The organism is Clostridium sp. HMP27 (assembly GCF_000765165.1).
GTDB lineage: Bacteria > Bacillota > Clostridia > Clostridiales > Clostridiaceae > Clostridium_AK.
The window spans coordinates 45,283-59,505 of the sequence record NZ_JMFY01000043.1; the positions used below are offsets into that span (position 1 = coordinate 45,283).

At 30.9% G+C, this 14,223-nt stretch carries 12 protein-coding genes; 3 read left to right on the forward strand and 9 right to left on the reverse strand.

The annotated features are described in order from the left end of the window. Positions 1-17 precede the first annotated feature (17 nt). Positions 18-1,643: a GH3 auxin-responsive promoter family protein gene (locus DP68_RS16545; RefSeq protein ID WP_291550044.1), complete on the reverse strand. Its 1,626-nt coding sequence runs from the start codon at positions 1,641-1,643 to the stop codon at positions 18-20. 293 nt (positions 1,644-1,936) lie between these two features. On the opposite strand from DP68_RS16545, the gene DP68_RS16550 reads away from it, so the two are divergent. Continuing rightward, the gene (locus DP68_RS16550; RefSeq protein ID WP_035311508.1) at positions 1,937-2,560 is read left to right on the forward strand and encodes a flavodoxin family protein; all 624 of its coding nucleotides are present in this window, start codon (positions 1,937-1,939) and stop codon (positions 2,558-2,560) included. 56 nt (positions 2,561-2,616) lie between these two features. Here the strand turns inward: DP68_RS16550 and DP68_RS16555 are convergent, their stop codons facing one another. Genes DP68_RS16555 through DP68_RS16565 form a run of 3 tightly spaced genes read right to left on the reverse strand, consistent with a single transcriptional unit; the run spans position 2,617 to position 4,718 of the window. After that, positions 2,617-3,342 (reverse strand): MBL fold metallo-hydrolase, encoded by a 726-nt coding sequence (locus tag DP68_RS16555; RefSeq protein ID WP_035311509.1) that lies wholly within the window; start codon positions 3,340-3,342, stop codon positions 2,617-2,619. A gap of 20 nt (positions 3,343-3,362) precedes the next feature. Then, on the reverse strand, positions 3,363-4,034 hold the full coding sequence (locus tag DP68_RS16560) for a chloramphenicol acetyltransferase CAT (RefSeq protein ID WP_035311510.1): 672 nt from the start codon (positions 4,032-4,034) through the stop codon (positions 3,363-3,365). A gap of 3 nt (positions 4,035-4,037) precedes the next feature. After that, entirely contained in the window at positions 4,038-4,718 is a 681-nt protein-coding gene (locus tag DP68_RS16565; protein ID WP_035311512.1) for a pseudouridine synthase, read from the reverse strand. A 336-nt stretch (positions 4,719-5,054) separates the two neighbouring features. Between DP68_RS16565 and DP68_RS16570 the strand changes: the two genes are divergently transcribed. Then, entirely contained in the window at positions 5,055-6,995 is a 1,941-nt protein-coding gene (locus DP68_RS16570) for a Cache 3/Cache 2 fusion domain-containing protein (RefSeq protein ID WP_035311513.1), read from the forward strand. Between the two features lie 50 nt (positions 6,996-7,045). Here DP68_RS16570 and DP68_RS16575 read toward each other — a convergent pair whose 3' ends face one another. Continuing rightward, on the reverse strand, positions 7,046-7,939 hold the full coding sequence (locus DP68_RS16575) for a chemotaxis protein (protein WP_035311514.1): 894 nt from the start codon (positions 7,937-7,939) through the stop codon (positions 7,046-7,048). A 244-nt stretch (positions 7,940-8,183) separates the two neighbouring features. Further along, a complete protein-coding gene (locus DP68_RS16580) occupies positions 8,184-8,417 on the reverse strand; it encodes a hypothetical protein (protein WP_035311516.1) in 234 nt (77 codons plus the stop codon). A gap of 174 nt (positions 8,418-8,591) precedes the next feature. Here DP68_RS16580 and DP68_RS16585 point away from each other — a divergent pair, with 174 nt between their 5' ends. Beyond that, positions 8,592-9,701 carry a DEAD/DEAH box helicase gene (locus DP68_RS16585; RefSeq protein WP_035311517.1) on the forward strand — a complete coding sequence of 370 codons (1,110 nt, stop codon included), beginning with the start codon at positions 8,592-8,594 and terminating at the stop codon, positions 9,699-9,701. Positions 9,702-9,860: 159 nt separating this feature from the next. Here DP68_RS16585 and DP68_RS16590 read toward each other — a convergent pair whose 3' ends face one another. From DP68_RS16590 to DP68_RS16600, 3 genes are all read right to left on the reverse strand, one after another. After that, the gene (locus tag DP68_RS16590) at positions 9,861-11,330 is read right to left on the reverse strand and encodes an alanine/glycine:cation symporter family protein (RefSeq protein WP_035311518.1); all 1,470 of its coding nucleotides are present in this window, start codon (positions 11,328-11,330) and stop codon (positions 9,861-9,863) included. Between the two features lie 56 nt (positions 11,331-11,386). Continuing rightward, positions 11,387-12,304 (reverse strand): glutaminase A, encoded by a 918-nt coding sequence (gene glsA / locus DP68_RS16595; protein ID WP_035311520.1) that lies wholly within the window; start codon positions 12,302-12,304, stop codon positions 11,387-11,389. Between the two features lie 411 nt (positions 12,305-12,715). Continuing rightward, positions 12,716-14,137 carry an alanine/glycine:cation symporter family protein gene (locus tag DP68_RS16600; RefSeq protein ID WP_035311522.1) on the reverse strand — a complete coding sequence of 474 codons (1,422 nt, stop codon included), beginning with the start codon at positions 14,135-14,137 and terminating at the stop codon, positions 12,716-12,718. Positions 14,138-14,223 lie beyond the last annotated feature (86 nt).

The window sequence follows — 14,223 nt, forward strand, 5'->3', positions numbered from 1 at the left end:
TTTAGAATGATTCACTTTCACATTTTATTTTTATTTATAATATTTAATATATTTTTATTATTAATTACGACCCTTGGAATCTTAATTTGATTTTTTGATATTCCTTTATTTAATAATGATTCCTTTATTAAATTAAAAGTATTTGGTGCTAAAAGTATTACTTTTACCCTACCTAACTTCTTGTTATTTCTAGCTCTATCATAGGCCAAATTTGAATTTCTAATTTCTCTATCCAATGTTTCTTCTAATAATTCAACTTTGTAATTATATATATTATTTTTTAATTCAAAATAAAAAATATATCTTCCAGGTGTAATTGAATTATCTGGCATCGTTGTATAATCTACTAAGTTTAAATTTAACTTTTTCACTGTATTTTTTATAGAGCTAGCTAAATGCTCTTCATTAGTCTTTTCAGACACCATATTAAGTACTTGGTTCTTCCTATATAAAAATTCAACTTCTGGACAATTATTATAAAAGCCAACCACTTTAATAACATCACCAATTCTATATCTATAAAGTCCTGCATAATTTGTGATAACTATTTCATACTTTTCCCCTAATCTTAGCTCATCTAAACAAAAGGTATACTGACTTCCTTCAGCCTCTTCTTTAATAGGAATAAATTCATAAAAAGCAGTATCAGGGACAATTACATACCTTATCTTATTTACATAAGGATTAATTCCAATCATAGCTTCAGTAGCAGCATAGCCTGGAGAATAGATAGGCAATGAATCGGTATAATAATTTACTTTATCATCATATATAGAAAAGTTTGCTCCAGTTACTGTAGCAATATATAGTAAACTAGGCCATATTCTTCTGGCTATCCCCTTAAATCCTTTTTTGAACTCACACTCTAACTTGTCAGCTCTGCTAGCATTAGGAGTAAGAAATTTATTTAAATTCTTTCTAGTAGTTCCATCAATATTTAAATTGTTACTTATACGTCCTCTTCTTATATCTCTTACTAAATCTTGGCTTTTACTCTCTAAAACTCTAAATAAATCTAATATATTTGAAATAAAAACTCCACTTATATATAAAAGTCTAGCTTCTGTTAATCCAAATAATAGATGAAGATAAAGTGCAGCTTCCTTATCCTTTATCTTCATAACTTCTATTGGTGAAGTGTATAGATATGGTAGAATATGCCTTATACCATTCATTCCTCCAGAAGTAGCCGCACATATTGGAGTTCCTCCTTTAGTATAAGTTGTCATAACTATATCAGCTATCATTAAGCCTTTTCCATAATTCCAGTTTTCTTTAAAATTATCATAACTAAATTTATTGGTAAGAAGCGCCATATACTTTGAAGCAATCTTTCTACCTCTCTTAGTAGAAGGAATTAATTTTTGTTTTCCTGTTGTTCCTGATGTATGTCCAAAGTATTCCACATCTTCACTTGTTAAAATTTTCTTTTCGCCATTTGCCATTCGTTCTATATAGTTTTCATAATACCCATACTCTGTTAATGGAACTTGTTTCTTAAAATCCTCTATAGACTTAATATTCCCAAAGTTAAATTTATTTCCAATTTCACTTTTAGAGTTTGCCCTCAATATTTTAAATAGTGCTTCTGAATTTGCTACTCCACAGTTTCTGGTTTCCCTATCAAACTTCTTTTTAACTATTCCTCCACCCTCTATGGCAATTTTATAAAGCGCTTTACTTATTATACTCGTAATCGCACACTCCCTAGGTATTTCTCTGTGATTAATATATGAAAAAAGTTGGAATTTTGCTAATAACTAGTTGCAAAAATATATAACATGTAAAATCATTAACATTAGTGGACAAATGACCTATTCGCTTATGCTAAGAGAATTTAGCATCTAAGTAAAAAATAGCATGCTTGTAATATTGCTACTCGTATTTTAGAATAATAATATGCGTAGAAAATATATAATTAAAGTGAGGTAACAAAATGAAAGTATTACTTATAAATGGAAGTCCAAAAGCTCGAGGCTGTACTTATACTGCATTAAATGAAGTAGCATCGGCTTTAGAAAATGACGGTATTGAAACAGAAATTTTTCATGTAGGAACCAACCCTATTCGTGGTTGCATGGCCTGCGGTGGATGTTCTACTAATAATGATATGTGTGTATTTAGCGATGATACTGTGAATATTGCTTTAGAAAAAGCAAAGGATGCTGACGGATTTATTTTTGGCTCTCCTGTACATTATGCAGGTGCATCTGGTCAAATAACATCCTTTCTAGATAGATTTTTCTATGCTGGAAACAGCTTTCAATATAAACCTGGTGCTGCAATTGTAAGTTGTAGACGTGGTGGTTCAACAGCAGCTTTCGAACAGTTAAATAAATACTTTACCATTTCAAATATGCCTGTTGTATCCTCTCAGTATTGGAATATGGTTCATGGAAATACTCCTGAGGAAGTAAAGCAAGATCTTGAGGGAATGCAGACAATGAGAACACTAGGCAAAAATATGGCTTGGCTTTTAAAGTGTATAAATGCTGGCAAAGAAACTGGAGTTACACTTCCAGAAAAAGAACAACGAGCTGTTACTAATTTTATACGTTAATTCAATAAAAACTATGATTTATCAGGGTAAGAGTATTCTTACCCTGATTTTTAACTCTATTTAAGCGTTTCTAATTGATCTACTAAATATGTAATTGCTTCATCCTTAGTTTGTGGTTCATCATGCCCCCAGACATAAGTATCAAAATGAATTTTTCTCATTAGTGCAATAAAAGACTCAAGCTTATCTTTATCATAATTACCATTGTTATTATAGAAATCTTCACAATTTGCATCACCAACAAACAGAGTTTTTTCTTCAGGTACATAAATTAACACAGAGTCTTCTGAATGAGGCGCCTCAGCTTGGATTAATTCGCAATGAATTCCGCCTAAATCAATTTTTAAGCTTCCGTTAAATTCTATATCTGCAGGGATTACTCTTATCTCTTGCCTGTTTGAATACTCTACTTTGATACACCTATCACACATTTCAATGTCTTCTCCTGTTTCAAGTCTATTTTTCATATCCTCATCAGACCACTTCCATGTTGCAACTTCTTCCAATTTATCATTTGTAAATTTTCCTGCAATTGTCTTCCCTACTACTGAATGCATGCCAAATGTATGATCCCAGTGCCAGTGAGTAATCACTGTATAATCTGGCAACTTCAAATCTAAATTATTTAATTCAGAATAGAATTTTTCTACATGCTTAGATGAATTACCTGCATCTATAGCTAATGAATATTTATCTCCTTTGATATACCCAAGAACTGGTCTATCATTTTCTTCTTCGTTAGGTAAATAATAAATTCTATCAGATATCTTCTTTAGTTCCATACTTTTTTACTCCTTCAACATTATTCCTGATTCTTATATTTCCGTGATAATATTATATCAAATTTGTCTATTGTCATTTGAATACTATTTATGAGCTTACTTACATGATATCCATCAGCCGCTGCATGTGATATTGTTACAGTAAACGGCATTATCCACTTTCCATTTTCTTCATGATACTTTCCGTATGTTATAATTGGCATTAATGCTGGTGTACAGCCGCTACTATAGGTTGAATATCCGGTAAAACTCAACCATGGAACACAAGATATACAATAAAAATTTTTAGGTTGGGTTGGCTTAGCTTTTATGCCTTTAACATTTGAATACTTTTCCATATCATCCTTATAATTATTATAAAATTTATAAAAATCGCTAGTATATTCTGACCACATATCTGAGAACGTATGATCATCATTATGAAAAATTGTATAATTAGGATGAACAATATCATATATTACTAATTGATTATTTTCCCCCAACCTCATGCGAAACTCTGGCATGGAATTTATGTTATAAGTAACACAATAGATAAATGAAGGGTAGAATTTTAGACTGTTCTTTTCTAATGAGTCTTTAAGCAAAGTGACATCAAGATTTGCAGTAATACTATAGCCACACTTAATTTGTTCAGTATAGTATTTAAAATGCTCCCTTCTTTCCCACTTTTCAACATCAACCACCTGAAACATAAACTAACTCCTCCTTAATTCTGATATCTCTTTCTCTGTAAGATTACGCCACTTACCAACATCTATCCCATCAATTTTTATATTCATGATTCTGATACGTTCTAATCTCACAACTGTATATCCAAAGACTTTACTCATTCTTCTAATTTGCTTATTTAGTCCTTGGGTGAGAATAATACGAAAAGTATCTTTCCCTATTCTATTCACTTCACAAGCTCTTGTCTTGACTCCACAAATTTCTACCCCTTCAGACATGCCTTTCATGAAAGAATCATCAAATGGCTTATCCAAAGTTACAATGTATTCTTTTTCGTGCTCATTTTCTGATTCCAAGATTTTATTTGCCAAATCTCCATCGTTGGTCATTAATATTAATCCTTGAGATGCCTTATCTAATCTGCCCACAGGAAAAATATATTCTGGATAATTCATAAAATTAATTATATTACTTTCCACTTCTTTTGATGCAGTACAGGTAATTCCAACTGGTTTATTTAATGCAATATAAATCTTGTCCTTTAATGGGATAGGCTTATTATCAATGAGAATAACATCTTCTTCTTTCACCCACTGTCCTGGACTACAAAGTTCACCATTTACTGTTATTCTATTTTCCTCAATAAGTCTATTAGTATCCCTTCTTGAACAATAACCCAAATTACTAAGAAGTTTATTGATTCTCATTTTAACTCTTTATCCTTTCTATATATGTGTATATAAATTAGTTCATATAAATTCTTATTACTTTTTAATTAATAATGACCTTACCTTTATAAATATTATACAACAAACTTTAAAGTTAATATGTGATAATCTTTAATATTGCAATTAATACTCTCTTCCAACTTATAATACAAATGTTATTTTAATAAAATTTCTAATTAAAAATAAAAGAGGAGTTTATAAGAAAATGTAGAATTATAGAATACAATCAAAATTCACGAACTATTCTGAATACTTGATAAGCTTCAAGGAACATCTATACACTCTAATGCAATACAAGGAGGTTGATGAAAATATATGAATATTAAATCTAAATTAATGACAAGTTATTTAGTGCTGATTGTGTTTTCAGTAGGTATTTTAGGTTTTTTAATCGCTACCAAATCACGAACTGCAGTCTTTAATGAAATAACAGAAAAAAGTGAACGTGTATCAGAACTAATTAGTACCACCATTGATGTTAGAAATAATTTGCTCTTAGAAAAAGTGCACTGTGAGTTATATTATGTGGAAAAGCTAATAATTAATTCAGGTGAAATAATAATAGATGATAAGAAACAGATTCAAGTGGGAAGTTTTATTTTACCTTCTATGTATATTGGTGATCGTAAGTTGCCGCTATCTTCAGCCTTGACTGATGACATAAAACGATCAACTGGGACACTTACCTCCATATTTTTATTAAAGGATGATAAACTAATAAGAGTTTCTACAGATGTTACTACCAAAGATAATAAAAATGCTGTAGGAACTTTCATAAGTAACAGTTCTCCTATTTATAGAAAAATAGTAAATGCTGAGTCCTATTATGATAGCAATCTCGTTGAAGGAAATTGGCTTATAGCAGGATATAAGCCCCTACTAGATAAAAACAAAAAAGTTATAGGTGCAATTGCTTTAGGCTATAAAGCTTTAAATGAGTATTTAGAAAAGACGTTAAGCGACATCAAAATAGGACAAACCGGCTATGTTTATATAATGAATTCAACGGGGGATGTTCTTATTCATCCAAATATAAAAGGACAAAATATTGGTGAGTATGATTTTTCTAAAAAAATGTTTCAAAACAGTAGTGGAGTAATTGAATATAAATTTAACGGTATCTCAAAATTAGCTGCTTACAAGTATTTTGAGCCTTGGGACTGGTATATTGTTACAACTGCTAATTATGACGATTTAAAATCCTCATCTAAATCAATCTTAGATATGACATTAATTACGGTGATACTAATCTTACTAACAGCTTCAATTTTGGCTTTATTCTTAGCTAACACTTTACTTAAACCTATAAACAAACTAAAACACTGTATGGAGATTGCCAGCAGTGGCGATTTAACAATACGTTGTGATATAAAAAGTAAAGATGAACTTGGAATACTATCAAATAGCTTTAATCACATGATAAAGGAAAATAAAAGATTACTAGAGGAAAAAGATAAGTATGATAAATTAAAAACTGAATTCATTGCAAATATGTCCCACGAATTAAGAACACCTTTAAATATAATTTTTTCAGCAGTCCAACTTTCTTCTCTCTATATAAACAATAATCCTGAAGGATTTGCTAATACAAAGATGAATCAACACATAACTATTATTAAACAAAATTGTTATAGGTTGCTTAGACTAGTAAATAATATAATTGATATTACAAAGATAGATTCTGGATTCATGGAATTAAATTTGCAAAAGGCTAATATTGTAGAGGTAATTGAAAATATAACTTTATCAACTGCTGAATATGTCGAAAGTAAATCCAGAGACCTTATATTTGATACAGATACTGAGGAAAAAATTATGAATTTTGATTTAGAAAAAATGGAGAGAATTATGCTTAATCTTATTTCTAATGCAACTAAATTCACAAAACCTGGTGATAAAATAGAAGTTAATATTTATGACAAGGGAGAATCTATTCTTATTTCTGTAAAAGATACTGGTACAGGAATTTCTCAGGATAACTTGCAACAAATTTTTCAAAGATTTAAACAAGTAGGTCCTTTATTAAGTAGGACCCACGAAGGAAGCGGCATAGGTCTATCAATGGTAAAATCCTTAGTGGAGATGCATGATGGAACAATTTCTGCGAAAAGCAAATATGGGGAAGGAACAGAATTTATTATAGAGCTTCCTGTTAAAACAATTTTAGAAGAAGATATATCCGAACCACTAAATAAATCCCCTCACCAGATAAATGTAGAAAAAATACAAATTGAATTTTCTGATATATATAATTAATAGAGTAAGAAAAACCGCCATCTGTGGCGGTTTATTTCTTGTTATAAATACTATTTTATAAACTTATCTATTAATCCAACTAAAGTTCCTACCTCTGGCTTACTTAATTGAGCATCTGCTCCTACAGATTTTCCTTTATGAGCTAACTCATTTGTAATTAGAGAAGAAAATATTATCACTGGAAGTTCCCTTAATATATTGTCCTCCTTAATTTTTCGAGTAAGAGTATGCCCATCCATTTTGGGCATTTCTATATCAGTTATAACTAACTGAACCTCTTTTATAAAATCCTCCCCCTTTTCCATTACTAATTTGTTCAGATAATCTAAAGCTTGTTCTCCTTCATCAAAAGACTTCAAATTAGTGAAGCCGGCTTTAGTTAAAGTCTCTCTTAAGAGTCTTCTTATTAGAGGAGAATCATCTACTAGCATAAGTTTAATATCTGATCTATCCCTATATTCAACATCTATAATTTTATCCTCACTTATTCCAGACTCAGGGTTTATATCTGTAACAATTTTTTCAAAGTCTAGTAAGAAGATTATTTTATTATTTAATATTATGTTCCCTATAATTAAAGGATTGCTTGCAATATCTTCAGGTTTACTTATATCATTCCACCCTATTCTATGTATACCAACTATGCTATCAATATTAAATGCAACTTTAGTTTTATTAAATTCACACAGTATTATTTTATTTTTCTTATTTACTACACTTTGTCCATCTAAAACATATTTTAAATTTACTAAAGTTATTATTTCATTTCTGCATAGAATCAATCCTGCTACTGCTGGATGGGATTGAGGAATTTCAGTTAACTCTTCCATTTCTAGTACTTCTTTAACCTTTATTACGTTAATTCCATAGTGCTTATTATTAACTATAAATTCTAGAATCTCTACTTCACCAGTGCCGCTTTCGAGTAATATACCACTTCCCATAATCAAATCTCCTTTTTATAAATAATATATTTCTTAATAAATATATAAATAGTCAAACTTTCCTCAATGTATATTATATTTCAAATTATGATTCTTTTCTATGTTTTTCTATTTATGTTATCGACTGGCCAGGGTTTATCTTTACAGCATTGCTAAATTAAAAACCACCATCCATTGCTGGAAGGTGGTTCATATAAATTATCTATCTTCATTTGCCACTTGCCATGTGGGTGGCACTTATTTCTTATTTTGTTTTATATTTATTAGCAGATTTCTTTTTTAACTTTTCACCTAAAGTCAAACTTATAAATCTGCTTATTAACTCTTCTTTCGTTGCTTTAGGGTCTATAAATATATCATACTTCTTGCACAACTTTCCAATATCGGATTTACTTATATTATTATCCTTCATAAATGCATTGGCAGCTTTAACGCTATCCATAACAATTATTCTTTTATATATTTCATCACTAGTCATATTCTCACCTCCATTATTTGTTTTTCCCAAGTATAATTATATGTATTAATAATAAAATAACAAGTATTTAGTTATCTAATTAACCGTCCCCTATTACTATCAATATTTATGTGATATTATTAATTGATTTAATAAAGACTAAATATAAATAAGTAATGAAAGGTTTGAAGCATAATGAATTTTAAAGAACTAGGAATTAGTGAAGATATAATAAATGTACTAAGTCACACAGGTATTACTGAGCCAACAGCAATTCAACAAGAAAGTATTAAATTTATTAAAGAAGGAAGAGATGTTATCGCAGAAGCACAAACTGGTACAGGAAAAACCTTTGCCTTTTTGATTCCTATTTTTGAAAACATATCACCTAATGTAAATACAATTCAGGCATTGATTATATCTCCTACAAGAGAACTTGCTATTCAAATAACTGAAGAAGCTATGAAATTTAAAGCTGCTAAAGACATAAATATTTTAGCGGCATATGGCGGTAAAGACATTGGATCTCAATTAAAAAAGCTTAGTAAAAATATTCATTTAATAATTGCAACTCCAGGCAGATTATTAGACCATATCCAAAGAAAAACAGTCGATCTTAGCAAATTAAAAACATTAGTATTAGATGAGGCAGATCAAATGCTGCTTATGGGATTTAAAAATGATGTTGAAGCTATTATAAAGGAAACAAATAAAAAACGTCAAACTTTATGTTTCTCAGCAACTATGAATTCTGAAGTTAAAAAATTAGCCTATAGATACATGAATGACCCTTTAATGGTTGCGGTTAAAAAAGAAGAAGTTACACTTATTAATATTAAACAAGAAGTGGTAGAAACTACAGACAGAAGAAAACAAGATTCTTTATGTAAAGTTTTAGATGAGGATAATCCATTTATGGCTATAATATTTTGTAGAACTAAGAGAAGAGTAGATGATCTTGAAATGGCATTACATAGACGTGGATATAACTGTACAAAGTTACATAGCGATATACTTCAATCAAAACGTGAAAGAATAATAAAATCCTTTAGAAATGCAGATGTTCAGTATTTAATAGCTACAGATGTTGCAGCTAGAGGATTAGATATAAGTGGGGTTAGTCATATATATAATTATGATATTCCAGAAAGTGCAGAGTCCTATATACATCGTATTGGTAGAACAGGAAGAGCCGGTGAAGATGGCTATACTTGTCTATTTATAGACCCAAAAGATAAAAGAACCTTAGAAGAAATAGAAAAATCCATAAAATTTGAGATACCTAGAAGAGAGTTAGATATATAATATTTTAAGCATATGCTCTTATTGATATGGCTATTGTATACTTTCTCTAATCACATAAAATAAAACTCCCTATAATTTTTTTAAATCATAGGGAGTTTAAAAATATTTCAATTCATTTTTTTAACCGCATTTTATTTTCATTAATTAAATCAGTTTTTACTATCCATCAATAGATGCTTCTGCGTGAGATACTGAACTTTTACCTTTTCCTTCTTGATTTTCAACATTTTCATTCTCCTTACTCCAGCACTCAACGTTTACTAATCCATCAATATTTTCTGCATAGAACACTGGATCTTTGCCTTCTCTTTTTTGTGCTATATAATCTTGAGCTACTTTTGAAACTATCTTGCTTAATTTAAATATAACAGCAATATTAAGAAGCGCCATTAATCCCATAAATAAATCTGCTAAATTCCATACCATATCTAATGAAGACATAGAACCTACATATACCATAACGATTACAGCAAATCTAAAAATATTAAGCACCGTTTTACTTCCATTCATAAACTCGATATTTGATTCTCCATAATAGTAGTTTCCAAGTATAGAACTAAATGCGAACATAAAAATACATGCTGCTATAAATATATTCCCCCAAGCACCTACCTGTGAAGTTAATGCCACCTGTGTTAACTGAATTCCTGTAAGCCCTTCCTGTTGATTTGCACCAGAAACTAATACTATAAATCCTGTTGCACTACATATTACTATAGTATCAAGGAAAACACCAAATACTTGCATGATAGCTTGTTTAACTGGATGAGTTACTTCTGCTGTAGCTGCTGCATTTGGTGCACTTCCCATACCTGCTTCATTTGAAAATAATCCCCTTTTAACTCCCATCATAATAGCAGCACCCATTCCACCGCCTGTGAATTGTTTTATCCCAAAAGCTCCTTCAAAAATCATTCCAAATACGTGTGGGACTAGAGTTATATTTTTTAAGATTACAAATAATGCAACTAATACATAAGCTACAGCCATAACTGGAACTATAACTTCTGCAACTTGTGCTATTCTCTTAACTCCACCAAATATAACCATAGCAGTAAGAACTATAAGAATTATAGCACCATAAAGTCTGTTAAGACCAAAAGCTCCTTCAAATGCAAACGTTATAGTATTTGCCTGAACAGAATTAAATATAAGACCAAAGGATATAGTTATAAGTATTGAGAATATAATTCCTAGCTTTCTGTTGCCAAGAGCTTTCTCCATATAATATGCAGGACCACCTCTATAGCCATTTTTATCCTTTACTTTATATACCTGCGCTAATGTATTTTCAACAAAGCTTGAGCCCGCTCCTAAAAGAGCTATAATCCACATCCAGAAAAGTGCTCCTGGACCTCCAACTGAAACTGCAATTGCAACACCTGCAAGATTTCCAGTACCAACATGAGAAGCAACACTTATACAAAATGCCTGGAATGAAGAAACTCCTTTACCATTCTTAGGTTTTCCACTACCTAGAAGCTTAAATGTTTGACCGAAAAATTTGAACTGTGGTCCCTTAAGATAAACAGTAAAATAAAGTCCTACCGCTATAAGTAAAACTATGAGTACATATGACCAAAGTATATTATTAGTAAATGATACAAAAGAATTTAAAAGCTCTCCCATTTTTACACTCTCCTATTAACAATTTTTATTTTTTAAATTAATAAATTTTATCTTATTTAAAATATACTCAGATTAAGCTCTTTTGAAAGTTCTTCCATGACCTTCACTCCACCAATGCTGTTCCCATGCTTATCGAGTGCTGGCCCTACAACTGCTATTCCCATACGATTTGGAACAACAGCCATGATGCATCCACCTACTCCACTTTTAGCAGGAACACCAACATCAACAGAAAACTTTCCAGATGTATCATATAATCCACAGGTTGTCATAATAGCTTTTACTATTCTATTAACTTCTTCTGGAATTAATCTTTCATTTGACCAAGGTGCCACACCATTGTTTGCAATTACCGAAGCTATCCTCGCTATGTCTTCAACAACTACTTCTATTGAGCAGGATTTAAAGTACGCATCTAATGTGTCCTCTACATCTTTTTCAATTATGTTAGCTCCTTTAAGGTAATAGGCTATTGCCCTGTTTGTATTCCCAGTCAATTTTTCTGAATTATAAACTGAATAGTTCACATCTATATTACGATTATTTGCCAACTTCTTCAGCATATTATGAATTCTGCTGAACTTCTCTATCCCATTATCTCCTGCTACAAGGGATGTACAAACTATTGCTCCTGCATTTATAAATGGATTTAACGGCTTATGATTTTGCTGTATTTCTAACTTTAGTAACGAGTTAAATGGGTCTGCAGAAGGTTCATTACCTACCTTTGAAAAAACCACTTCCTTGCCATTATCTATTAGAGCACATATAAGAGTTACTACCTTTGATACACTCTGAATAGTAAATTTTGTTTTATAGTCTCCTTCTAGAATTGAATTACAACTTATGTCAAAAACACATGCTCCGAGAGCATCTCTATTTCCCTTTGCAAGTTCAGGAATATACGTTGCTACTTGTCCAAATTTTGTAATATACCTATTGTTTTCGATTACACTTTTTAAAATCGTTTTCACTAATAATTACCTCCTTCTCAATTTCTGAACACTAATATATATAGCAAAATGCATACCAATGAAAAAACACAATCAAATTTTGAAAAATAGTTACTTTTCTGCATATTGATGCTGAAAATGTTAGAAATCGCACATTTAAAATGCTCGATATCGAACAAGTCGTTCGATATCGAGCATTTTTTATATAGAAAATCATTTTGTGATAGTACATTCATCTTTCTTATATCATCTTCCATTATAGAATCTTTCTACAAATAAAATATCATTATAGTATAACTAATAAAGGGATGGTATCAAAATGCGTATTTATTCATTGTAAGACACCCCCTTATAAAAAACTTATCAATAAGATCTAAATGTAATCTATATCTTTACTCCAGAATTCAACATTTACTAAACTATCAACATTCTCTATGCAGAATGCTCAATCTTTTCGCTATCTTTACTCCAGCATTCAACATTTACTAATCCATCAACATTCTCTGCATAAAATACTGGATCTTTTCCTTCTTTTTTCTGCACTGCATAATCTTGAATTACCTTTGAAACTATCTTACTTAATTTAAATATAACTACAATATTAAGAAGTGCCATTAATCCCATAAATAAATCCGCTAAATTCCATACCATGTCTAATGAAGCCATGGAACCTATGAATACCATACCAATTACCGCAAATCTAAATATACTAAGCACAGTTTTACCTCCATTCATGAATTCTATATTGGATTCACCATAATAGTAGTTTCCAATTATAGAACTAAAAGCAAACATAAAAGTACATGCTGCTATAAATGCGTTCCCCCAATTACCTACTTGAGAAGTTAATGCTGTTTGTGTTAACTGTATTCCAGTAAGCCCTTCTTGTTGATTCGTACCAGAAACTAATATAATAAATGCTGTTGCACTGCATATTATTATAGTATTAAGGAAAACTCCAAACACTTGCATAATTGCTTGGTTAACTGGATGAGTTACCTCTGCTGCAGCTGCTGCATTTGGTGCACTTCCCATACCTGCTTCATTTGCGAATAATCCTCTTTTAATTCCCATCATAATAGCTGCACCAATTCCACCGCCTGTAAATTGCTTTAATCCAAAAGCACCTTGAAAAATCATTGTAAATACGTGTGGAAGTTGACCTATATTTTTCAAAACTACAAATAATGCAACTAACACATAAGCTACAGCCATAACTGGTACTATAACTTCTGCAACCTGCGCTATCCTCTTAACTCCACCAAATATAACCATAGAAGTAAGTGCTATAACAATTATAGCTCCATAAAGCCTGCTAAGACCAAAAGCTTGTTCAAATGCAAAAGTTATAGTATTTGCCTGAACTGAATTAAATACAAGCCCAAAAGATACGGTTATAAGCACTGAGAATATAATTCCTAGCTTTCTTTTTCCAAGAGCCTTTTCCATATAATATGCAGGACCACCCCTATATCCATTTTTGTCCTTTACTTTATATACCTGTGCCAATGTATTTTCAACGAAACTTGAACCTGCTCCTAAAAGAGTTATAAGCCACATCCAAAAAACAGCTCCTGGGCCTCCAACTGAAACTGCGATGGCAACTCCTGCAAGATTTCCAGTACCAACGCTAGAAGCAACACTTATACAGAATGCTTGGAATGAAGAAACCCCTTTACCATCCTTAGGTTTTCCACCAGCTAAAAGCTTAAATGTTTGAAAGAAAAATTTGAACTGCGCTCCCTTAAGATATACAGTAAAATAAAGTCCTACTGCTATAAGCAAAATTATCAGTACATAGGACCAAAGTATGGTATTACTAAATGATACAAAAGAATTTAAAAAATTTGCCATTTGTACACTCTCCTCTTAATAATTTTATTTCTAAATACAATAAATTTATTATTTTTAACATATCAAACTAAATATTCTATTATAAA

Excerpts from the sequence above, each read along its gene's own strand:
- DP68_RS16550 (WP_035311508.1), top strand. The coding sequence starts at position 1,937 with ATGAAAGTATTACTTATAAATGGAAGTCCAAAAGCTCGAGGCTGTACT.
- DP68_RS16555 (WP_035311509.1), bottom strand. The coding sequence starts at position 3,342 with ATGGAACTAAAGAAGATATCTGATAGAATTTATTATTTACCTAACGAA.
- DP68_RS16560 (WP_035311510.1), bottom strand. The coding sequence starts at position 4,034 with ATGTTTCAGGTGGTTGATGTTGAAAAGTGGGAAAGAAGGGAGCATTTT.
- DP68_RS16565 (WP_035311512.1), bottom strand. The coding sequence starts at position 4,718 with ATGAGAATCAATAAACTTCTTAGTAATTTGGGTTATTGTTCAAGAAGG.
- DP68_RS16570 (WP_035311513.1), top strand. The coding sequence starts at position 5,055 with ATGAATATTAAATCTAAATTAATGACAAGTTATTTAGTGCTGATTGTG.
- DP68_RS16575 (WP_035311514.1), bottom strand. The coding sequence starts at position 7,939 with ATGGGAAGTGGTATATTACTCGAAAGCGGCACTGGTGAAGTAGAGATT.
- DP68_RS16580 (WP_035311516.1), bottom strand. The coding sequence starts at position 8,417 with ATGACTAGTGATGAAATATATAAAAGAATAATTGTTATGGATAGCGTT.
- DP68_RS16585 (WP_035311517.1), top strand. The coding sequence starts at position 8,592 with ATGAATTTTAAAGAACTAGGAATTAGTGAAGATATAATAAATGTACTA.
- DP68_RS16590 (WP_035311518.1), bottom strand. The coding sequence starts at position 11,330 with ATGGGAGAGCTTTTAAATTCTTTTGTATCATTTACTAATAATATACTT.
- DP68_RS16600 (WP_035311522.1), bottom strand. The coding sequence starts at position 14,137 with ATGGCAAATTTTTTAAATTCTTTTGTATCATTTAGTAATACCATACTT.